Below are 21,308 nucleotides of genomic sequence, written 5' to 3' on the forward strand. Positions count from 1 at the left end.
GGTGACGGCTGCTGATCAGCTCGTGCGGCGCTTGGCGTCGAAGCCCTTCATCCGCTCCAGCACCAGGTCGGCGGTCGGATCGGGCATGTCGTCGACGATCCGGCCGTCGGCGAGGAAGACGACGCGGTTCGCGTAGGAGGCGGCGACCGGGTCGTGGGTCACCATCACCACGGTCTGGCCCAGTTCCCGCACCGAGTTGCGCAGGAAGCCGAGGACCTCGGCGCCGGAGCGCGAGTCGAGGTTTCCGGTCGGCTCGTCGGCGAAGATGATCTCGGGCCGGGAGGCGAGCGCCCGGGCGACCGCGACCCGCTGTTGCTGGCCGCCGGAGAGCTGGCTGGGGCGGTGCTTGAGGCGGCCGGACAGGCCGACGGTCTCCACGACCCGGTCCAGCCAGGCGCGGTCCGGCTTACGGCCCGCGATGTCCATGGGCAGGGTGATGTTCTCCAGGGCGTTCAGGGTCGGCAGCAGATTGAACGCCTGGAAGATGAAGCCGATCTTGTCGCGCCTGAGCTGGGTGAGCTTCTTGTCCTTCAGCCCGGTCAGTTCGGTGTCGCCGATGCGCGCGGAGCCGCCGGATATCGCGTCCAGCCCGGCCATGCAGTGCATCAACGTCGACTTGCCGGACCCGGAGGGGCCCATGATCGCGGTGAACTGGGCCTGGTGGAAGTCGACGGAGACCGCGTCCAGGGCGACCACCTGGGTCTCGCCCTGGCCGTACACCTTGCTGAGATCCGTGGCGCGGGCAGCCAGTGCGGTGGCGCGCTGGGCGGTGGTTACGCCGGAGTGGGTCGGGGTCACGGGAACGAGCTCCTGTCGGGTGGAAGGGCCTGGTTCGGGCGGCCGCGCGGGCGCGGGCCGCGAAGCGGAGGCGGACATTTCCATCGTGGATCAGGCATCGGCCCGGGGACGTCAACCGTTGTGACCGTCCTGGACCACCCCTGGGGCGTAGCCGCGGTCCGACCGGTCATCCCTGGGGAGGAGACGGGGCCCCGATGCGGCTGCTGCGCCCGCAGCAGCCGGAGGGGCGGGCCCGCCGCGGTGAGGGGGCGTCGAGGGGGCGTCGAGTTTCCGTCAATTCAGGCATGAAATTGCGTCGGGGGGCTTCCCCGCGTAGGCGGGCTTCAGGCATGTGCCGAAGGCCTGTACCGGGCACTGATGCTCCCTCAGTTGCCAATAAAATAAGACAACCTCGGGAAGAGCGGCCGAACTGTGTGGTGCGCTGCGGGCTACGCTCGTGCTGCCCTCTTTGAGGCGGCATGGGGGATCCCAGGCCCGGATGGTGGAATGCAGACACGGCGAGCTTAAACCTCGCTGGCCTACGGGCCGTGCCGGTTCAAGTCCGGCTCCGGGCACCACCCAAAAGGCGATTTTGGGTGAAGCATCAACTGAATCGCAAATTAGCTGTGCGTCTTCCCGCTTCGACCACGGGAAGCGGACCGGTATCCGGGGCAACGGCAAGCGAGGTCGCGCTTTCGGGCGCGTGAACACCGGATGCGCCGTACGGCAGTTGACTGAGGCGCCACGATTCTCCGCGGCTCGCTGCCGCGCCGCGGCCGCCGGCGTCGTCCGCAGCGTCCTTCTGCGCAGGGCAAGGGCGCTCTCGTGAGGGACGGTCAGAAGTTCTTCCGGCCGCCCTGTCCTCGGAGTTGACGGCACGTCGGGGCCGCCGGGGCAGTTCGCGCGGGGCTCCGCCGTCGTACCGCGTCCGGCCGCCCCGTGCCCGTACGAGGAGATGCCGGACGGGTGCGGGACGGCCGGTGCCGAGGGGGCCTGGCCGACGCGATGGCCGGCGCACGGCCGCGGGGCCCGGGCCGGCCCCGCGGCCCGCACGCGGGTTTCTGCTATTTCCGGGCGCCGCGGGTTTCGTGCCCTTTCGGCAGTACGGACCGCGGCATGTGGCGGACGGCAAAGGCAAATGCCTTGTGAGGCCATCCTGTGATGCCGATCAGCCTTCTGGGGCGCACGTGTTTGGTGCGTGCGCCGTCGCCTTTGTCGGCTTCCGGACGCGCGCACTTCAGGAGACGGCCGGCAAGCATTCCGGCCCGCTTCCGGAATTCCCGGCGCACGGAATGTATGCGGGGGCGCGCGGACATGCCGGGTGCGCCCCGGAGGACGCCTCAGGGAGACCCTGAGCCGGGAGCCGGGAGCCGGGAGCCGGGAGCCGGGAGCCGGGAGCCGGGAGCCGGGAGCCGGGAGCCGGGAGCCGGGAGCCGAGAGCCGGGCGGGTGGGGTCAGGCGGTGGCCACCGGGGCGGGCGGGGTCGTCCGCGGGGCGGGTGCGCGCAGGGTCTGGACCTGCGCGGGAGGGAGGTTGCCCCACACCGTCGAACGGTGGACCCCGTAGCGGTGCTCGAAGTCCTCCATGACGGCGGTGACCGCCCGATGGCGGGTGATCTCCGTACGACGGCTGAAGACGGTGCGGGCGACCTGGGTGCCGAGGTAGCGGAAGTAGGTCAGATGCCCGCCCGGGGTGAGCGCGGAGAGGTAGCGCTCGAAGATCGACTCGACCACGTCCGGTTCGAAGTTCGCGAAGGGCAGGCAGGAGACGATCACGTCGTAGCTGTGCGGGGCGAGGTGCATGTCCGTGATCGACTCGGGCACGAGCCGGATCTGCGGGGCGGCCCCGGACAGATCCGGGTCCGTCTCCATGGATTCGGTGAGTATTCGGACGAAACTGGGGTTGACCTCGACCACGTCCAGCTGGTCCGCGGGTCCGACGAGCCGGGCCAGGGCGCGGGTGACCGTGCCGGTGCCGGCGCCGACCTCCAATATCGCGGCAGGGTTGCTGGGCTTCCGCTCCCGCAGGGGGACCGCGAGCCGGGTGGCCAGCCGCCGGCTGCTGGGGGCGATCGCTCCCGTGAGGCGTTGGGTGCGGGTCGCCTCCTGGAGGAACGCCAATCCTGCGGACGGGCGCCAGGGCGCACTGGGCCGGTGCGTGGTCTGCGTCAGATCCATGCGCACACGCTAGGGGTCTGACCAATTCCGGCCAATGGTTGGACCGAGACGTGACAGCGCCGCTGACCGGGGCGGACGCGGCGGTCCCGCACGGCTCGGCCCCCGGAAAGCCCGGAATCAACGGCTCCGGAGCACCGTTGCGGCCATGGCGTGAGAGAGGTCACCCGCAGTCGGAAGTGACCTCTCTCACACCCGAAGTGACCCGGCTCAGCGCTCCATGAGCGCGAACAGACTCTCCCAGCGAGGAACGATCTCCTCCGTGGAGAACCGCTGGATGTTCGTCCGCGCCGCCTCGCCCATCGTGTCCCGGAGGTCCTTGTCGGACATCAGGGTGTCCAGGTGGCGGGCGAATTCGGTGATGTTGCCCGGAGGCGCGAGCAGTCCGTCCACACCGTCCGAAATGATCTCGTGGACACCCGGCGCCACATCGAACGCCACACACGGGACGGCGGTCGCCATCGCCTCCATGGGGGCCAGCGGGAAGCCCTCGCCGCGCGAGCTGAGCGCGAACACCGCGCTCTCCCGCAGCGCCCCGGGAACATCGCCGGTCCGGCCCATCCAGTCGACCGTGTCCGTGATGCCCAGCTCAGCGGCCTGCTTGCGCAGGGCCTCTTCCTCTTCGCCGGAGCCGTAGATCCGCAGCGTCCAGTCGGGGTGCTGCGGCGAGACCTTCGCCCAGGCCTCCAGCAGCAGGTCCACGCCCTTCTCCTCGTGGAGCCGGCCAATGCTGACCACACACTTGTGGGAGCGGTCGGAGGGGACCTCGGGGAAGAACGGCAGCGGGTTCGGCATGAAGCCGACGTTGTCCATCCGCTGCCGGATCCAGCGGTCGGCGTCCTCGCGGGTGAGCGTCAGCATCCGGTCGACATCCTCGTAAAACCGCTTGACCCGAGCGAAGCGGGACGACTTGCGGCAGGTGTCGAAGGATTCATGGCTCATTCCGATCACCGTCAGCCCGGCGGTATCGGCCAGCGCGACCCACTCCATCGCCCACACCTGGGTGACGATCACCACCCCGCCCGGCTTCGCCGCCCGGAACAGCGCGCTCATCTTGGCGGCCTGCTCCTGCATACCGGCCTCGCGGGCGGCCCGGCGGCGCTGCTCGACGAGGTTGAGCTTGTCCTTGAGGCCGCGTACGGGGCGGACGGAGGGCGGGTGCTCCTTGTAGAGCGTGGTCGTCTTGAACGGCACGTCGGGGGCGAGCTCATGGACCCGGCCCTCGGGGGGCGGCACCACACCGACGATGTGCACCCGGTGGCCCCGCTCGCTGAACAGGCGGGCCATCTGGTGCGACCAGCTGGTCACGCCGCCCATCTCATTGACGCTGTTGGAGACGAAGAAGATGTCCCGCGGTTCGGCTGCGTTCGACTTGGTCATCAACGGCTCCACTGCGCAAAGAACTGATCGACGATGCTCTTGGCGGCGTCGCCCCGGTCGTATTCGCCGAACTTGGCGATGAATTCCTGGCGGCTCTTCGTATAGTCCAGAGCCTGCGACTCGAACGACTTGATCGCCTTGTGGAAATCGTCCTCGGTGCGGACCACCGGGCCCGGCGCATGCTCCAGCAGATCGAAGTAGGTGCCGCGGCCCTCGTGCACGTACTCGTCATAGTCGTAGGTGAAGAACACCAGCGGCCGGTCGAGCAGCGCGTAGTCGAACATCACCGACGAATAGTCCGTGATGAGCCCGTCGGCCAGCTCCAGCAGGGGCGTCACGTCATGGCGCGCCGAGACATCGATGACCCGGCCCGCGACGGTCGGCGGCAGCACCACGTGATTGAGGTAGTGCGAGCGCACCAGGAGGACATAGCGGTCGCCGAACTGGTCGGCGAAACGCTCGACGTCAAAGGGCAATTCGAAGCGCCCGTGCCGGCCGCCCGCCTTGCGGAACGTCGGCGCGTAAAGCAGTACGGTGCGGTCCTCGGGAATGCCCAACTCCGCGGCCAGCGGCCCGCGTTCACGCCGCCCCAGCTCCGTTTCCCGCTGCCGGGCGCGGACCAGTGCGTCATTGCGCGGGTAGCCCACCCGCAGCAGCGTCTTCTCCTTGAGCCGGAAGGCCTTGGCCAGGGTGTGCACATCGTGCTCGGAGCGGATCAGGAAGCGGTCGAAGCGGTCCAGCGAACGCTGCTGCTCGGCCTGCTGCTCCCGGGTCTGCGCCTTCAGCGACGGCATGTCGAAGCCCATGTTCTTCAGCGCCGAGCCGTGCCAGGTCTGGAGGTAGGTGGTCTCCGGGCGCTTGGTGAGCTTGAGCGGGTAGCTCTGGTTGTCGACCCAGAACTCGGCCTGCGCCAGCGCCTTGAGGTAGGGCAGGGACCAGCGCTTGACCAGGGTGGCGTCCTTCGGGAAGCCCTCCGGGGACCCGGCGTAGGACCAGATCGCCTCGAAGTCCAGGCCCTGCCGGCGCATCTCCTCGTAGAGGGCGCGCGGGCTGTCGCTGTACTGCTTGCCCAGGTGGCTCTCGAAGACCACCGTGCGCTTCTTGACCGGCAGCCGGCTGAACACCTCGTGATAGGCGCGCAGCTTGTTGTCGCCGGAGACGACCTTCTGCCGCAGCGCCTTCGCCTTGCGGTACCCGGTCTTGGCCAGCGTCCCCGGCTTGCCCTGCACCCCGCGGGTGATCAGCTCCTGCACCCGCTCGGCGTTACGTCCCTCGCTGACCAGGCGGAACGCCAGATGCCCCTTGGCCGAGGCATGCGGCTCAAGATGATCGGCGACCATCCGCGTCAGCCGCGGCCGCACCGGCAGCCCGCCGGACAGCTCGGTGTCGGCGACGGTGAGCCGGGTGGTGGTGCGCACCCCGTTCACGTCCAGGCGCAGCCGTACGTCCCAGATGGTGTCGACGATGCCCAGTGGGCGCAGCTTCGCGGTGAGGTCCGCGGCGGCCTCCCAGTGGACGGTGTCGCCGTCGTGGCGCAGCACCCGCACGGGGAAGTGGAAGGACTGCAGACTGCGCCGACGGGCGCTGAACTCCAGCTCGCCCTTGAGCGTGGCGTCCGGCGGGATGACGCCGAGCGGGTTGGTGATCTGCCCGGTCAGGGCGACGGACCGGCCGGAGGAGCGGAAACCGGTGAGCTGATTGCGCAGGAACAGCTGGTTGACCGGCTTCTCGTGGTAGCCGACGTCGGTCACGTCCAGCACCGCGCGCCCGAACGCATCATCGAAATGGCCGTCGCACCAGTAGATCCGGCCGTCGTGCTCGGTGAGCGGGGAGGAGACCTTGGAGCGGTTGATGAGTGTGTCGACCGCCGGGATCAGGTTGTCCCAGTCGCCCTTCTGGAGCAGGTAGGCGCAGATGGCCTGGATCGGCTGGACGTGCTCGTACGCCTCGGGGGCGATGCTCGCGAGGTATTCCCGGGAGAGCTCGGCGAACTCCCGGCGATAGGCGTCGTCGCGGAAGGGCAGGTCCCGCAGATACAGCACCAGATCGTGCTTGAGGAATTTCACGTCCTTGGCGAGCTTTATGTCGTCCAGGCCGCGCTCAGCCAGCAATGCGTCGATGCGCCGGTGGATCTCCAGCCGGTGCGCATAGTTGGTCATTTCGTGGCGCCGGTTCGACACGGACTTCACGGCGGCCCGCTGGTATACGTGCCAGAAATAGACCTGATTGGGGATCAGGGTGATGCGACGCGCCGAGAGATACGCAGCGGCGATAAAGATCAGGTCCTCGTAGAAAATCCCCTTGGGAAAGCGGAGATTGTTCTCGATAAGGAATTCCCGGCGATAGCACTTATTGGTGGACAGGGTGTCCCAGACAAAGAGGTCCGGCAATTCCGTGACGGACTCCACGGTGCGGGTCGTGGAGTACAGCCAGGCGTACCACTCGTCGCGCTTCTGATTGCGGGTGTCCTTGTGCAGCCGGACGCACAGGCCGGAAACGATATCCGACCCGGATTTCTCGGCGGCCTCCAGCATATTGCGGCACGCATTGAGTTCCAGGACGTCATCGCTGTCCAGGAACATGACGTACCGGCCCTGGGCGTGCTCGATGCCGACATTCCGCGGCTCGCCCACCGCGCCACTGTTCTCCGGCAGCTGGATGGCCCTGACCCGCCCGGGGTGCGCGGCGGCGAACCGCTGCGCCACTTCGAAAGAGCGGTCTGTGCTGCAGTCGTCGACGATCACCACCTCGACGTCCCGGAGCGTTTGATCCAGCACGGACTGGATCGCGGTCGGCAACCGGTCGGCGTCGTTGTAGACGATGACGACTACTGAGACGTCAGGCACAGGCATCTCAACCCTCTTTCGCTGCTGTTTCCCGCCAGAATAGCCCTGTCTGTACCCTCGGATTACAACCGATCGCGCCCATGGCACTACGTACGGTGAGCCACGGGGGGCGTCGAGAAGGGGCACTCCGGGGCGCGGATCCTGACCATGCGTCAGCCCTGCGGATCCACCCACCAGGGCAGGCTCCGGACGGGAGGGAAGACGACCCCTCCCGCGAATCGGTTGCCTGCCGTGTCATGTGACGTCCGTTGCGATCAGACATTTATCGGATTCCGTTCGTCGGACGGCGGGAAGGAGCCCCGCGCGGAGCAGAAGGAAAATCCCAGTTCGAGTGCGGCGGCATCACCCGTTGACCACGGACGAGGACAACAGACGAGGACAAGAGCGCGGCAAGAAGGCGGTAAGGGAGCGAAATACTCGGGAATACCGGACAGGGTGGCGTGACGCTGTGTCAGCAGGACGGCGGACCGGCGGCGCGACGCGGTCCGGACCCTGCCGCGGGCACCTCTGAGGCCTCCCGGACGTCCTCCTCATGGTGGATGCGCCGTCCCGCGATCAGGGAAGATCCTGCTCAAGAACGAGCGACGCGCCTTTGCCAAGCCATTACGCTTGCCGTCAAGGCCGCGCAGGGCGGCCATGGAGGAGTGAGATGAGGAGCAGCAACCCGGTCTTCTCGCGACGGGGGTTCAGCCGCGACACCGGCTACGCGGGCTTCAACGCACCGCCGCAGGCCGGGGGCCCCGCCGCACCGCCGTACGCCGGCGCGAACCCGTACGCACAGGGCGGCAACCCCTACGCGGCGGACGCGACGAACCCGTACGCCCAGGGCCAGCAGCACGTCACCCACGCACCGCCGCAGTACACGCCGCAGACCCGCCCGATGACGATGGACGACGTCGTCGCGCGGACCGCCATGACGCTCGGCACGGTCATCGCCGGCGCCACCGTCGGCTGGCTCTTCCTGACCGGGAGCCTCGGCTTCGCGGTCGGCGCCGGCCTGGTCGCGATGGTGCTGGCGTTCGTCCAGTCCTTCAAGCGCAAGCCCTCGCCCGCGCTGATCCTGTCGTACGCGGCGCTGGAGGGGCTCTTCCTCGGCGCGCTCAGCGGCTTCATCAACGACCTGCCGAAGATGAACGGCGCCCCCATGCAGGCGGTGCTGGGCACGATGGCGGTGTTCGTCGCCATGCTGGTCGCCTACAAGACGCGGATCGTACGGGTCACCGCCCGCTTCACCCGCTTCGTGATGATCGCCGCGATGGGCTTCGTCCTGCTGTCGCTGGTCAACGTGCTGTTCATGGTGTTCGGCGGCGGTGACGGCCTCGGCTTCCGCAGCGGCGGCCTGGGCATCGTCTTCGGCATCGTGGGCGTGGTCCTCGGCGCGCTGTTCCTGGCGCTGGACTTCAAGCAGGTCGAGGACGGCGTCAACTACGGCGCGCCGCGCGAGGAGTCCTGGCTGGCGGCGTTCGGTCTGACGCTGACGCTGGTGTGGATCTACATGGAGATGCTCCGGCTGATCTCCATCCTCCGGGGCGACTGACCCGCCCGGCGCCCGGAGCGCCACGCCGAAGGGCCCGCAGGCTGTTGCCTGCGGGCCCTTGGCATGAGGGATGTCGCGTGTCCTGGGCCGGAGGGGCCATAAGCCCTTCATCGGCGGTCAGAACTTCCGCGCAGCACGCCTGAGATCGTGTTCATGAACGATTGCCTTGGCATGTCCGTAGGCGAGATTGTGCTCGCCGCGGAGCCAGCTGACCTTTTCGTCGAAGCGGAAGAGAGCGGGGCCTTCGTCAACGGTACGGAGCCAGTCGGAGATTTCCCGGCCTGTGCAGTGCGGGATACGGGAGAGCATGTTCCGGTGGGTCTCTTCGGAGAAGAGCTGAGACATCGGCGCCTCCGGACGCGGTCGATGCTGGTACTTCAGCCCACCGTGCCTGAGCGTTCGGGCGTTGGCAACCACCCGGGAGTGGCGCATAGGCTCACGACGTGCTTGACGTGACCCCCTTGCAGACCGCCGTGGATGCCCTCGCCGACCGCCTCAGGTCGCTGCCGCAGAGCGCGCTGAGCCGCGGCGCCGCGGCCGAAGGACTCGCCCTGGCACGGCAGTTGGCGACCCGTGCACAGCTGATCGAGCAGCCGGGACGGCCCCCGTACGAGATGCCGGACGCCGGGATGTTCGCGGCCGGCGACCAGCTGGCGGTGGCCGGACACGATCTGGTCGAGGCGCTGCGGGCCGCGGCGGCCCGGGTGGCCGACGAACCGGCCGAATCTGACGCAAAAGTGGCCCCCGCCGAGGAGCTGGCGGAGGCCGTGCGATGGGTACGGGCGGCGGCGGACCGCTGCTAGCGGGAGCCGCCGCGCCGGATCAGAGCGAGGCGATGACGCGGTCGGCGAGGATGTAGACGCTCTCCTCGCGGCTCTCGCCCCAGGAGAAGGTCAGCGCGTACGCACCGGAGATGCCGGAGCCGCCCAGCAGCACCGGGCAGTGCCCCGCCTGCAGCGCGCCGGCCACCCGCTCCGCGGTCTCGCGCTGCCCGGGGGTCAGGCAGAGCGTGGTGCCGTCGGTGAAGACATAGACGTCCAGGGTGCCCAGCGGGCCGGGGCGCACATCCGCGAGCGGGGTGGCCAGCTGCGCCAGCTCCTCCAGGCGTGCGACCGTGCGCTCGTGATCACTGATCACCGGGGACGGGGAGAAGTCCGGGTGCGAGGGATGGCGCCGGCGCGCGGCGGCCAGTTCGGCGGACTCGGTCTCCTCGACGGGTTCCCACTCGGGCGCGTCCAGTGCCTCGACGGACTCCAGGGCGTCCGGCCCCAGCAGCGGCTCCAGGCCGGCCCAGTCCGCCTGGCGGGGCAGGAAGGGGTGGGTGTCGAACCGGTCGGACTCCGGGCGCTCGGGCAGCTCGCGCTGGTCGGCGCGGGCGTCCAGCGGGCTCTCGTCGCCGAGACCGGCGAGACCGCCGAGCAGGGAGGGGGCGTCGGCGGCGTCCCTGGCCTCCTGCGCGGCCCAGAACGCCCGGGCCTCGGCCAGTTCGCGCTCCCGCTCCTCGGCGAGCGCATCCGCGACGGCGGCACGTATGTCCGCGAGCGGGGTCTCGGCGGCCGGGACGGCCCGGGCGGCCGGGATGGCCGCGGCGGCCGGGTGGGCCACCTCGGTGCGCGCGGCGACGTCCTGACGGGCGGCGACGAGTTCTGCGTGCAGCTCGGCGATCTGACGGTGCAGGGCACGGGCGGTGCGCAGGGCGACGGCGCCCAGCGCCACGGCGGTGGCCGCGGCCAGTAGCAGGACGAGGGTGGTGACGCTCATGCGTCCTCCCCACTTCGCTCGGCGGCCCTGTTCCCTCGGGCCGCGCATCGGTACATGGACTTGCCCCGGCCGTCGGCCGCGGTGACCCCCTTGATGCGCTCGCTCACGGGGTCACTCCTGGTAGCGGCTCACTCACCGGCGTACTCCCGTTAGCAGAATGTTCTCCGACTTCCTACATCAGGCTGCCGGTGGTCGGCGACCGCTCCGGGTGAACTTTGTCCCGAAATGGAGTGGGGTGAGGGCCGTATATGTTCGAGCGCACCCATGCTGATCTGCAAGAACGCCTCCCCCTGGGGGCGTTGGTCACAATCCTGGGGGAGATTGGGTCGCGATCTAGTTAACGAGTGGCCCAGGTCACGCCGTGTCGCCGCCCGTATGCGCATGACAGCGAAGGGTGTGCGCCGGGCGGGAGTTGGTCCGTTTTGTCGGCGGGCGGGGGTGGTCCGGGGTGGGGGGCCGGGTGCGAGGAACGAGCGCCCGGCCCCCCACCCTCCGCTACGACTCGGCTCAGCCGCGCGTGCCCGTGGTCGCGCTGAGCTTCGCCTCCGCTGCGGGCGGATGCCGGGCACTCGTTCCTCGCACCCGACCTCCACCCTCCGCTCCAGTTCAGCTCAGCCGCTCGATGACCATCGCCATGCCCTGGCCGCCGCCCACGCACATCGTCTCCAGGCCGAACTGCTTGTCGTGCCACTGGAGGGAGTTGATCAGGGTGGTGGTGATGCGGGCGCCGGTCATGCCGAAGGGGTGGCCGACGGCGATCGCGCCGCCGTTGACGTTCAGCCGGTCCAGGTCGATGCCCAAGTCCCGGTAGGACGGGATGACCTGGGCGGCGAACGCCTCGTTGATCTCGACCAGGTCGATGTCGGAGACCGAGAGGCCGGCCCGCCGCAGCGCCTGCTTGCTGGCCTCGACCGGGCCGTAGCCCATGATCTCGGGGGAGAGGCCGGAGACGCCGGTGGAGACGATCCGGGCCAGCGGGGTCAGGCCCAGCTCGCGCGCCTTGGTGTCGGACATGATGACCAGCGCCGCGGCGCCGTCGTTCAGCGGGCAGCAGTTGCCGGCGGTCACCAGGCCGTCGGGGCGGAAGACCGGCTTGAGGCCGGCGACGCCGTCGACGGTGACGCCGGCGCGCGGGCCGTCGTCCTTGGCGACGACCGTGCCGTCGGGCAGCGTGACCGGGGTGATCTCGCGCTCCCAGAACCCGTCGTTGATCGCCTTCTCGGCGAGGTTCTGGGACCGGACGCCGAACTCGTCCATGTCCTGGCGGGTGATGCCCTTGAGGCGGGCGAGGTTCTCCGCGGTCTGGCCCATCGAGATGTACGCGTCCGGGAGCAGGCCGTCCTCGCGCGGGTCGTGCCAGCCCGCGCCCTCCTCCTCGGCGCGCGCCGCGGTACGGGCCTCGGCGTCGGCGAAGAGCGGGTTGTGGGTGTCCGGCAGGCCGTCGGAGCTGCCCTTGACGCTGCGCGAGACGGTCTCGACGCCGGCCGAGATGAAGACGTCGCCCTCGCCCGCCTTGATGGCGTGCAGCGCCATGCGGGTCGTCTGGAGCGAGGAGGAACAGTAACGGGTGATGGTGCAGCCCGGGAGGTGGTCCATCCCCATCTGGACGGCCACGATGCGGCCGAGGTTGTGGCCCTGCTCGCCGCCGGGCAGACCGCAGCCGAGCATCAGGTCGTCGATGTCCTTCGGGTCCAGCTCGGGGACCTTGGCCAGGGCGGTCTCGATGATCTGCGCGGTCAGATCGTCCGGGCGCACATCCTTGAGCGAGCCCTTGAAGGCGCGGCCGATCGGGGAGCGGGCGGCTGAGACGATCACGGCTTCGGGCATCACGGCTCCAGAGGGCGTAAGAACGAGCGGCGCGGGGCGCCTCGTTGCGGTGGGGTGGTCGGGCGGCGTGGCGGTCGGACGCGGACGGGCAGGACTGAGTGGGAAGTTACCTGCACGTACTGCTGAGGTCACGGGGTGCGCCCTGTGATGAGGGCCTCTTTTCTAAGCGAGCGCTTATGCAAACGGGGCGGGGCCGCCGGGTATTCCCGTACGGCCCGCCCCGGGCACCGCGCCGTCCCTCTGCCGCGGCGTCAGCCCGTGACCGACGACGGATCCGTCGGCTCCGGCTCCGGCAGCTGGCGGCGCCTGCGGTGCTTGAGCAGCGCCCAGGGTGCGCGGGAGGCGGTGACCTCCGTACCGCCCTCGGAAGCCGCCTCGGCGGCCGCCTGCTCGACCGGCAGCAGGCCCTCGCCACGGGCGGGCTCCGGCCGCTCCCCCTCCGGCCACAGGCCCAGTGAGGCGCACAGCGTCGGCAGCACGGCCATCGCGGCGGTGGCATAGCCCTCGGCCGACGGGTGGTAGTTGTCCGGCCCGAACAGCTCCCGGGGACGCGCCTCGAACTCCGGCCCCAGCAGATCGCCGAGCGAGACCGTCCGGCCGCCGCTCTCGATCACGCCGATCGTCTGGGCGGCGGCGAGCTGCCGCGACAGCCGCCGGGCCACCCAGCGCAGCGGCTGATAGACCGGCTCGATGGTGCCCAGATCCGGGCAGGTGCCGACGATCACCTCGCAGCCTGCCGCGCGCAGCCGGCGCACCGCCTCGGCGAGATGGCGTACGGACTGAGCGGGCGCCATCCGGTGGGTGACGTCATTGGCGCCGATCATGATGACGCAGACGTCCGGGGTGGTGGCGCTGTCCGCCAGCATCAGCTCCACCTGGCGCGCCAGGTCGTCGGACTGCGCCCCGGGCAGCGCCACATTGCGGAAATCCACGGGCAGCTCGGAGAGCGCGGCCAGCCCGGAGGCGAGCAGTGCGCCCGGGGTCTGGGACGGGCGGTGCACCCCCTGGCCGGCGGCGGTGGAGTCGCCGAGGAAGCCCAGCCGCAGTGGCGGGCGGTCGGTGCGGTGGCCGAAGGCGGCGCCGTAGCGGCCGTCGGCGCACGGCGGGATGTCGCTGGAGCCGCCGACCGTACGGCGGGCCAGCCGGACCTCGGTCAGCAGCACGCCGACCGCGGCGACGCCGAGCAGCCCGACCCCGCCGCCGCCGAACGCGGCCGCGGTGGCGATCCGCCGTGCCACTCTCGCCCTGGACATCGTCATCGGCATGGGCCGGGCACCTCCCCGCGCAGTGCGGGCGCGCCACGGCCCCGGGGGCCGGACGCGCTCTTGAATCGGCAAGAACTCCTACAACAGGGTGTTGCCCGTTCCTGCACGGAACGCAACTCTTCCTTCCTCTAACGGACCCGGGCAATAGGCTGGCTGCACGGGCGCAGGAGAGCGTGCCCCCGACCGCGGAGACCACCGTGCAGTTTTACGATTCGATGATTGAGCTAGTCGGCAACACCCCGCTGGTGCGGCTCAACAACGTCACTCGAGGTATCCAGGCCACCGTCCTGGCGAAGGTCGAGTACTTCAACCCCGGCGGATCGGTCAAGGACCGGATCGCCGTGCGGATGATCGAGGCCGCCGAGCAGTCGGGTGAGCTACAGCCCGGCGGCACCATCGTCGAGCCGACATCCGGCAACACCGGTGTGGGCCTGGCGATCGTCGCCCAGCAAAAGGGTTACAAGTGCATCTTCGTCTGCCCGGACAAGGTGTCCACGGACAAGATCAATGTGCTGCGGGCGTACGGCGCCGAGGTGGTGGTGTGCCCGACCGCCGTGGACCCCGAGCACCCGGACTCGTACTACAACGTCTCGGACCGCCTGGTCCGTGAGACGCCCGGGGCCTGGAAGCCGGACCAGTACAGCAACCCGAACAATCCGCGCTCCCACTACGAGACGACCGGTCCCGAGCTGTGGGCGCAGACCGGAGGGCGGATCACGCACTTCGTGGCGGGTGTCGGCACCGGCGGCACGATCAGCGGCACCGGCCGCTATCTGAAGGACGCCAGCGACGGCAAGGTCAAGGTCATCGGCGCCGACCCCGAGGGCTCGGTCTACAGCGGCGGCTCCGGGCGTCCGTATCTGATCGAGGGCGTCGGTGAGGACTTCTGGCCGACCGCCTACGACCGCACCGTCGCGGACGAGATCGTGGCGGTCTCGGACAAGGACGCCTTCCAGATGACCCGGCGGCTCGCCAAGGAGGAGGGCCTGCTGGTCGGCGGCTCCTGCGGGATGGCCGTGGTGGGTGCGCTGGAGGTCGCCGCGAAGCTCGGCCCCGACGACGTGGTGGTCGTGCTGCTGCCCGACAGCGGCCGTGGCTACCTCTCCAAGATCTTCAACGATGAGTGGATGGCCGACTACGGCTTCCTGGAGGAGGGCGGCCCCGCGGCGCGGGTCGGCGAGGTGCTCCAGCACAAGGAGGGCGCGCTGCCCTCGCTGGTGCACATGCACCCGGAGGAGACCGTCGGCGAGGCGATCGAGGTGCTGCGCGAGTACGGCGTCTCGCAGATGCCGATCGTCAAGCCCGGCGCCGGGCACCCCGATGTGATGGCCGCCGAGGTCATCGGCTCGGTCGTCGAGCGCGAGCTGCTCGATGCGCTGTTCACCCAGCGCGCCTCGCTGACCGACCCGCTGGAGAAGCACATGTGCCCGCCGCTGCCGCAGGTCGGCTCCGGCGAGCCGGTCGCCGATCTGATGGCGGTGCTGGAGAACGCGGACGCGGCGATCGTCCTCGTCGAGGGCAAGCCGAAGGGCGTGGTGAGCCGGCAGGACCTGCTGGCCTATCTGGCGCGCGAGGCCGGCAAGTAGCAGCGTCTTCCGGTAGCGGTCGGCGGCCCGGTGCCCCTCTTTGCAGGGTGCCGGGCCGTTCGCCGTGCGGCGCCCGGCCGTTCGCGGTGTGGGCCGCCGCCGCAAGCAGTCCGCTTCGGCAGCCGTCAAGGCGTCAAGTTGCCGTCAGGAAACGGGCGGTCACCGCAAGGTGTACGTATGCGTCATGTGCACGCAGCACGCGCTTAACACTGGTCCGGCACATTGGTGTGCACGGCGACACGGGCCTCCGGAGCGGCTCCCGGACCTCCAGCTCGCCGCCGGATGCGACGACCGGCCCTGACCCGGTGCGCGTCCCTTGCGGGGACCGCCGTCGTCCCGCCCCCGGCTCAGGCCGGGGTGCGGCGGTCCCCGCAACAGCCTTTTCCGCCCGGCTTCTGCCGCCGCGTCAGTCCGCCGCGCCGTCGCGGCCCGCCGCCCGCAGGCGCAGCGCATTCCGCAGGCCCGCGCCGTGCGCCGCGTTGACGCCGACGATCCCCGCCCAGCACACCAGCAGGCCCGGCAGCCCGGACGTACCCGCCGCGATCGCGGACAGCGGGATGGCCAGCACCAGCGAGAGCGCGGCGACCCCGAAGCGCTGCCAGAAGGGGTGGATCTCGCTGTCCCGGGGCTGCGGCCGGATGCCGCGCGCGACCTGGACCTGCTGCTCGGCGAGGTGCCGGCGCACCCGCCGGTCGACGTTCTGGTCGACCTTCTCCAGGAAGGACTCCAGCAGCTCCGACTCGTACTCCGGTCCCAGCTCCTTGCGGGTCTGGAGGGTCGCGTCGAGATCTCTGCGCAGATCGGGGTCGTGTGTCGCCATGGCGCCGAGCGTACGCAGGCCGGGCGGGCGGCGCGGTAGGGCTATCCCCCGGTTCCGGCGGGGGAGCGGACGCCCGACTGCGCCTCGTCCGGTTCCGGGAGACGCGCGGTGTCGCGGCGGGCCGCCGCCCAGTAGGCGGCGGCCGGCACGGCGAGCCCGACGAGCCAGGAGACATCGGCGCCGCCCAGCCGCGCCACCAGCGGGCCGGTGAAGAAGTGGGTGGCCAGGAACGGGAGTTGGACCAGCACGCCGAGGGCGTAGACGGCCAGCGCACGGAGGTTCCAGGCGCCGTAGCGGCCGCCGGGGTCGCTGAGCGCCGGGATGTCGTAGCGCTCCTTGGAGATCAGGTAGTAGTCGACCAGGTTGATCGCCGACCAGGGCGTGAAGAAGGTCAGCAGGAAGAGCAGGAAGTCCTTGAAGGACGTCAGGAAGGAGTCCTTGCCCAGGAGGGCGACGGCGGTGCCGGCCACCATGATCCCGGCGATGTAGGCGGCGCGGCCGCGCGGGGAGAGGGTGTGCTGTCCGCGGAAGCCGCTGACGCCGGTGACCAGCGACATGAAACCGCCATAGGTGTTGAGGACGTTGATGGTGAGCTTGCCGAGGGCGATGACGAAGTAGAGGAACGAGGCGGCCAGTCCCGCGCCGCCCAGGCCGACGACGTAACCGACCTCGTGCCCCACGAACGCGGTGGGCGCCGCGGCGGCCGCCAGCGCGCCGAAAGTCATCGACCACTGCGAGCCGAGCACCGAGCCGGACAGCGTCCACCAGAAGGTGGCGCGCGCCGAGGTGTGCCGCGGCAGATAGCGCGAGTAGTCGGCGACGTACGGGCCGAACGCCAGCTGCCAGGAGGCCGAGAGCGAGACGGCGAGCAGGAAGAGCGGCAGCCCGAAACGGTGGTCGGCGAGCAGCGCACCGAGGTCGGCGCGCTGTACGAGCCGGATGCCGAGGTAGACGAAGGTCAGCGCGCAGACCAGGCCGGCGATTCTGCCGAGGGCGTGGACGAGGCGGTAGCCGACGGCCGCGGCGACGGCGGTGACCGCGGCGAACAGCACGATCCCGGGCGTCTCGCCGAGGTGCGTCAGCTCGCCGACCGCCTGCCCGGCCAGCACGCTGCCGCTGGCGAAGAACCCGATGTACATCACGATGACCAGCGCCAGCGGGACCACCGCGCCGCGCACCCCGAACTGCGCCCGGGAGGTGATCATCTGCGGCAGCCCGAGCCGCGGTCCCTGGGCGGAGTGCAGCGCCATCACCGCGCCGCCCAGGAGGTTGCCGAGCAGCAGCCCGATCAGTGACCAGAAGGCGTTCGCGCCGAAGACGACGGCCAGCGCCCCGGTGACGACGGCGGTGATCTGGAGGTTGGCGCCCAGCCAGAGCGTGAACTGGCTGACCGCGCGGCCGTGCCGTTCGTCGTCCGGGACGACGTCGATGGAGCGCTGTTCGACCACACCTGCCATGGATCCGCCTCACGTCGCCGTTGATCCTGTATGGATTCATGCAGGATCAACGGCGGTGAATGGAAGGTCAATAGGCGGGAGGCTTTCCGTTGGCCTGGTGACCGGCCCTCGGCGGACCGGACGGCCCGTCAGGCCGCGGTCGCCCGTCAGGCCGCGCTCGCCCCGTCCGTCGGCCGCAGCTCGTCCGCGTACGAGACCGAGATCCGCCGCATCAGCCCGTCGTCGGTGATGTCGTACTGGCCCAGGCGCCACAGCGGCGGCGAATAGGCGTGCACGGACACCGCGTCGTCGGTCGCGCCGGTGAGGCGGTGGATGTGGTCGGGGCCGAAGCAGAACGAGGCGCCCGCGCCGACGGTGGTGGCCAAGTGCTCGCCGCCGATCCGGGGATTGGACTCGGTCAGCACGCCCTGGACGACGCGCACCGCCCCCGAGGACAGGTCGTGGTCGTGCCAGCCGGTGTCGTTCTGCCGGGTCCAGCACAGCAGCCAGACATCGACGAACTCATCGCGGTGCAGGGAGGCGTAGTGGCGCTCGGTGTCGGAGAAGGCGACCTGCTCGCGCCACAGGTCCGGGCGGGCGGCGAGCTCCTCGACCAGGGCCCGCAGCTCGCGCCGGTCGAGGTTGCGCTCGGGCAGTGCGGTGAACGGCTGCTCGCCGTCTGGGACCTCACGGGCGGCTTCGGCCTGGGAGGTGCGGTACGTCATCGGCGGGCTCCTTTCGTCGGGCCCAGAAGGCGGGCCGGGTTGGCGGTGCGCAGGGCGTGGATCGCGGCCTGCGCACCGAGGTCGGGGAGTACGGGGGCGGCGTAGGGGCGGTCGCTGCCGCTGACGACGACATCGATACCGGCGGCCCGGACGAGGGCGTCCACCGCACGGGTCCCGTACGAGGACGTCTCGTAGAAGGCATTGCAGTCGACCCGTCCGCGCTCCCGTCCGCCGCCGCGGGCGACCAGCCGCTCCCCGTGCAGCGGTGCCAGGCCGGCCAGCGCCGCGAAGCACACCCGCAGGTCCGGGTGGCGCGGCCGGCCGAAGGCGCGGAAGGCGAACCAGGCGGCGTGCAGCTGCTGGACGTACGGGACCAGGGCGGGCCACCAGGCGGGTGCGTCCGGGGTGCCCGGCGCCGCGCCGGGGTGGACGAACAGCGGCTTGTCCAGCTCGGCGACGGCATCCAGCAGCGGCGCGCAGCGGGCCCAGCCCGCGGCGTCGAGCAGGGCGGTGGCCGGGAGTTGCAGCCCCGCACAGCCGCGCGCCAGCTCGTGCCGCACCGCCTCGGGGTCCGGTTCGGGGGCGGAGAGGCAGACCGAGGCCCAGACGCCGAAGGGTTCCGGCAGGTCCAGTGCGCCGTCGTGGAACGCGGTGAGCAGCGGTGCGGCCTCCGCGGGCGGCAGGTCTTCGATGCCGAGCGGGCTGGAGAGCGAGACCAGGGCCAGATCCAGGCCGTCGGCGCGGGCGAGCCGGGCGCGGGCCGCGATGTCGTGGTCGGCGGGGTCGACGGGGTACGGCGGTTCGCCGGGGAGGTGGAGCGTCCAGCCGTCGAGCCGCGGCGGCGCACTGCGCGCCCGCAGCAGCGCGAGGAACTCGGGCGGCCAGAGGTGCTGGTGGACGTCGGTGGGCACGGGCCTCCCTCGGCTGCGGGCGATGGTGCGACGGCACCCGGGGCGCGGCCCCGTCGTCCCGGGCGCGTGCAGCCCGAGCGCTGTACTTAACCGTTTAACTGATGCGTTTCAGTGAAACGGTTAACAGCAAGTCCTGTCAAGGGCGAGCCGGTCCGCCGGGCCGCCGTCAGCCCCGCGCGCACACCGCATCGGGGCGGGTGGTGCGCCCTCCTTGGGTAGGCTTCCGGACATGGCCAGGCCCAATAAGCGCACCACCCTCCGCGAGGTGGCCGAGGCCACCGGACTCTCCACCGCAGCCGTCTCCTACGCCCTGCGCGGCAAGCACGTCTCCAAAGAGACCGAGGAGCGGGTGCGCAAGGCCGCCGCGGAGCTCGGCTACGAGGCCGATCCGATCGCCCGTGCGCTGGCCAGCGGCCGTACGAGCACGGTCGGGGTGCTCGCCGGCGATCTTCAGGATCTGTGGCAGCAGCAGCTGATGGCGGCCATAGGGCGCGAGCTGCTGGCCGGCGACCGCTATGCGCTGATCCTGGACGCCGGCGGTGACCCCGAGCGCGAGCTGGCCCTCGCCAAGCAGCTGCGCGACCAGCGGGTGGACGGCCTCCTGGTCTCCCCGGTCGATCCGTCCGCCGAGGGCTGGTCGAAGATCGCCGACGCCGTGCCGGTGGTTTCCATCGGTGACGCCCTGAGCCGGGCCCGTACGGCGGGCGAGGTGCTCTTCGACAACCGCGCCGGCATCGACGCCGTCCTGGACTACCTCCGCGGGCTGGGCCACCGCCGGGTCACCGTGCTGACCCCCACCGGCCCCTCCACCCCGGACCGCCCGGCCGACGTCTATGTGCGCGAAGCCGCCGACCGTCTCGGCATCGAGGTCGAAGTCCTGCCCTGCGCCCAGGAGTTGGGCGAGGCGACCGCCATGGCCCGCCGGGTCCTGGCCAACAGCCCGGACGGCCGCCGCCCCACCGCGCCCGGTCTCGCCCCGCCCACCGCCGTGTTCTGCTTCTCCGACTCCATCGCCTACGGCGTCTACGCGGCCGCCGCCGAGGCCTCCCTGGCCGTCGGCAGGGACCTCTCCGTCGTCGGCTTCGACGACCACCCCGTCTCCCGGGTCCTCACCCCGCCGCTGACCACCGTCGACTGGGGGCTGGGCGAGATCGCCAAGGAGGCCGCCCGGCTCGCGGTCGCCGCGATCGAGGGCCGCCGGGTCCGCCGCAAGCGCATCCTGTGCGCCCCGCGCCTCTCGGAGCGGGGGTCGGCGGTGGAGCTCCGGCAGGGGTGACGCCACCGGCCCGACGTACGCCTCGTGCCCCGGTATTGACGCGCAGTCAGTTCTGTCAGCCATTCAACTTCCCCCTGGTCAGCGCCGTTTACCGGGAAATTGCCCGCCATGGATCTTGCATTTGCGACCTCGCTCATAGAGTGATCACGAAGATGATTCACACGGGGAACGGGGAAATATGAGGTTCCGTAAGACCGCTGCGACCGCGCTTACCGCCCTGGCTTTTGCGGGGGTGGCCGGCCCCGCCTCCGCGGACAGTGCGCTGCATTCCGCACAGCCGGCGAGTGCCGCGAAAGGCATCAAGCTGAAGTCGCTCAAGTCGCCGGACGCCAAAACACTGAAGGCGACCCTGGCCGTGCCCACGGGCTACCACTTCACCGTCGCCGGCAAGAAGCTGGAGCTGGTCGGCCCGCACCATCGGACCGTGGGTCGGCTGGGCAATGCGATCAAGCTGAAGAACGGCAATACGGCGCACGTCAGCTACCGCGCGTCGGGCGCCACGGTGACCGTGCGGGCGACCCGCAGCTTCCGGCAGCTCGGTGTCTCCACGCGGGACATGGCGGCCGAGAGCTATGCCCAGTGCGCCAACGACAAGATCAAGGATTATGTGGTGTCCGGCGGGATAGGCGGGTGCATAGCCGGCGCCGAGACGGGGTGCGCCCCGGGCGCCACGGCGGGGGCGTTCGGAGGTCTGGTTTCCGGTGCGGTGCTCTCGCTTTCCGATTGCTGAGGGTGCGTGAGCAACGGGCACACAGTGCGGGAAAGCGACGCCAAGGAAAGCGAGCCAAGGAAGCGATGACAACGAAGCGATGATGGGCAAGGAATGAAAAAGGCATTGATCGCCGGAATTCTCGCGGTCGTGGTCGTCTTCGCGCTCACACACACCGTGTTCTCCGGTTTGGGGGAACCCGCCCGGCTGCTGCTGAGCGTCCTGGCCGGTGCGGTCGTCGGAGGGGTGCTCCGGGGCATGCAGCTGCGCAGATGACC

At 70.4% G+C, this 21,308-nt stretch carries 18 protein-coding genes and 1 tRNA gene; 7 read left to right on the plus strand and 12 right to left on the minus strand.

The window, feature by feature from the left end:
• Positions 1-15: 15 nt before the first annotated feature.
• Positions 16-798, minus strand: a complete 783-nt coding sequence (locus CPH93_RS20775; protein ID WP_096213696.1) for an ABC transporter ATP-binding protein — start codon at positions 796-798, stop codon at positions 16-18.
• Between the two features lie 472 nt (positions 799-1,270).
• Between CPH93_RS20775 and CPH93_RS20780 the strand changes: the two genes are divergently transcribed.
• A tRNA-Leu gene (locus tag CPH93_RS20780) sits at positions 1,271-1,355 on the plus strand.
• Positions 1,356-2,231: 876 nt separating this feature from the next.
• On the opposite strand, the gene CPH93_RS20790 is transcribed toward CPH93_RS20780, so the two are convergent.
• The 3 genes from CPH93_RS20790 to CPH93_RS20800 all read right to left on the minus strand — a co-directional run bounded on the left by CPH93_RS20790 (position 2,232) and on the right by CPH93_RS20800 (position 7,183).
• Positions 2,232-2,954, minus strand: a complete 723-nt coding sequence (locus tag CPH93_RS20790; protein ID WP_093483580.1) for a class I SAM-dependent methyltransferase — start codon at positions 2,952-2,954, stop codon at positions 2,232-2,234.
• Between the two features lie 207 nt (positions 2,955-3,161).
• Positions 3,162-4,331 (minus strand): glycosyltransferase, encoded by a 1,170-nt coding sequence (locus CPH93_RS20795; RefSeq protein WP_096213698.1) that lies wholly within the window; start codon positions 4,329-4,331, stop codon positions 3,162-3,164.
• Positions 4,331-7,183 carry a bifunctional glycosyltransferase/CDP-glycerol:glycerophosphate glycerophosphotransferase gene (locus CPH93_RS20800; RefSeq protein ID WP_096213699.1) on the minus strand — a complete coding sequence of 951 codons (2,853 nt, stop codon included), beginning with the start codon at positions 7,181-7,183 and terminating at the stop codon, positions 4,331-4,333. The genes CPH93_RS20795 and CPH93_RS20800 overlap by 1 nt, the downstream gene beginning before the upstream one ends.
• 643 nt (positions 7,184-7,826) lie before the next feature.
• On the opposite strand from CPH93_RS20800, the gene CPH93_RS20805 reads away from it, so the two are divergent.
• Entirely contained in the window at positions 7,827-8,714 is an 888-nt protein-coding gene (locus CPH93_RS20805; RefSeq protein WP_093483577.1) for a Bax inhibitor-1/YccA family protein, read from the plus strand.
• Positions 8,715-8,831: 117 nt separating this feature from the next.
• Here the strand turns inward: CPH93_RS20805 and CPH93_RS20810 are convergent, their stop codons facing one another.
• The gene (locus tag CPH93_RS20810; protein ID WP_006605171.1) at positions 8,832-9,059 is read right to left on the minus strand and encodes a DUF4287 domain-containing protein; all 228 of its coding nucleotides are present in this window, start codon (positions 9,057-9,059) and stop codon (positions 8,832-8,834) included.
• 98 nt (positions 9,060-9,157) lie between these two features.
• On the opposite strand from CPH93_RS20810, the gene CPH93_RS20815 reads away from it, so the two are divergent.
• Complete coding sequence (locus CPH93_RS20815; protein ID WP_093483576.1) at positions 9,158-9,517, plus strand: hypothetical protein; 360 nt, start codon at positions 9,158-9,160, stop codon at positions 9,515-9,517.
• 19 nt (positions 9,518-9,536) lie between these two features.
• On the opposite strand, the gene CPH93_RS20820 is transcribed toward CPH93_RS20815, so the two are convergent.
• The 3 genes from CPH93_RS20820 to CPH93_RS20830 all read right to left on the minus strand — a co-directional run bounded on the left by CPH93_RS20820 (position 9,537) and on the right by CPH93_RS20830 (position 13,567).
• Positions 9,537-10,475 carry a hypothetical protein gene (locus CPH93_RS20820; RefSeq protein ID WP_093483575.1) on the minus strand — a complete coding sequence of 313 codons (939 nt, stop codon included), beginning with the start codon at positions 10,473-10,475 and terminating at the stop codon, positions 9,537-9,539.
• Positions 10,476-11,081: 606 nt separating this feature from the next.
• The gene (locus tag CPH93_RS20825) at positions 11,082-12,302 is read right to left on the minus strand and encodes an acetyl-CoA C-acetyltransferase (RefSeq protein ID WP_096213700.1); all 1,221 of its coding nucleotides are present in this window, start codon (positions 12,300-12,302) and stop codon (positions 11,082-11,084) included.
• Positions 12,303-12,553: 251 nt separating this feature from the next.
• On the minus strand, positions 12,554-13,567 hold the full coding sequence (locus tag CPH93_RS20830; RefSeq protein WP_096213701.1) for an SGNH/GDSL hydrolase family protein: 1,014 nt from the start codon (positions 13,565-13,567) through the stop codon (positions 12,554-12,556).
• A gap of 197 nt (positions 13,568-13,764) precedes the next feature.
• Between CPH93_RS20830 and CPH93_RS20835 the strand changes: the two genes are divergently transcribed.
• The gene (locus CPH93_RS20835; RefSeq protein ID WP_093488761.1) at positions 13,765-15,153 is read left to right on the plus strand and encodes a cystathionine beta-synthase; all 1,389 of its coding nucleotides are present in this window, start codon (positions 13,765-13,767) and stop codon (positions 15,151-15,153) included.
• Between the two features lie 406 nt (positions 15,154-15,559).
• Here the strand turns inward: CPH93_RS20835 and CPH93_RS20840 are convergent, their stop codons facing one another.
• From CPH93_RS20840 to CPH93_RS20855, 4 genes are all read right to left on the minus strand, one after another.
• Positions 15,560-15,973 carry a hypothetical protein gene (locus CPH93_RS20840; RefSeq protein ID WP_096213702.1) on the minus strand — a complete coding sequence of 138 codons (414 nt, stop codon included), beginning with the start codon at positions 15,971-15,973 and terminating at the stop codon, positions 15,560-15,562.
• A 41-nt stretch (positions 15,974-16,014) separates the two neighbouring features.
• The gene (locus CPH93_RS20845; protein WP_096213703.1) at positions 16,015-17,430 is read right to left on the minus strand and encodes a purine-cytosine permease family protein; all 1,416 of its coding nucleotides are present in this window, start codon (positions 17,428-17,430) and stop codon (positions 16,015-16,017) included.
• Between the two features lie 146 nt (positions 17,431-17,576).
• A complete protein-coding gene (locus tag CPH93_RS20850; protein ID WP_093483569.1) occupies positions 17,577-18,134 on the minus strand; it encodes a cysteine dioxygenase in 558 nt (185 codons plus the stop codon).
• Positions 18,131-19,045, minus strand: a complete 915-nt coding sequence (locus CPH93_RS20855; RefSeq protein WP_096213704.1) for an amidohydrolase — start codon at positions 19,043-19,045, stop codon at positions 18,131-18,133. The genes CPH93_RS20850 and CPH93_RS20855 overlap by 4 nt, the downstream gene beginning before the upstream one ends.
• Positions 19,046-19,274: 229 nt before the next feature.
• Between CPH93_RS20855 and CPH93_RS20860 the strand changes: the two genes are divergently transcribed.
• From CPH93_RS20860 to CPH93_RS35850, 3 genes are all read left to right on the plus strand, one after another.
• Entirely contained in the window at positions 19,275-20,321 is a 1,047-nt protein-coding gene (locus CPH93_RS20860; protein ID WP_096213705.1) for a LacI family DNA-binding transcriptional regulator, read from the plus strand.
• Positions 20,322-20,499: 178 nt separating this feature from the next.
• Positions 20,500-21,051, plus strand: coding sequence for a hypothetical protein (locus CPH93_RS20865; protein WP_159395033.1), 552 nt, complete (start codon positions 20,500-20,502; stop codon positions 21,049-21,051).
• Positions 21,052-21,144: 93 nt separating this feature from the next.
• Positions 21,145-21,306 carry a hypothetical protein gene (locus CPH93_RS35850; RefSeq protein WP_159395034.1) on the plus strand — a complete coding sequence of 54 codons (162 nt, stop codon included), beginning with the start codon at positions 21,145-21,147 and terminating at the stop codon, positions 21,304-21,306.
• Positions 21,307-21,308 lie beyond the last annotated feature (2 nt).

Source organism: Streptomyces sp. 2323.1 (assembly GCF_900221035.1).
Taxonomy (GTDB): Bacteria; Actinomycetota; Actinomycetes; order Streptomycetales; family Streptomycetaceae; genus Streptomyces; species Streptomyces sioyaensis.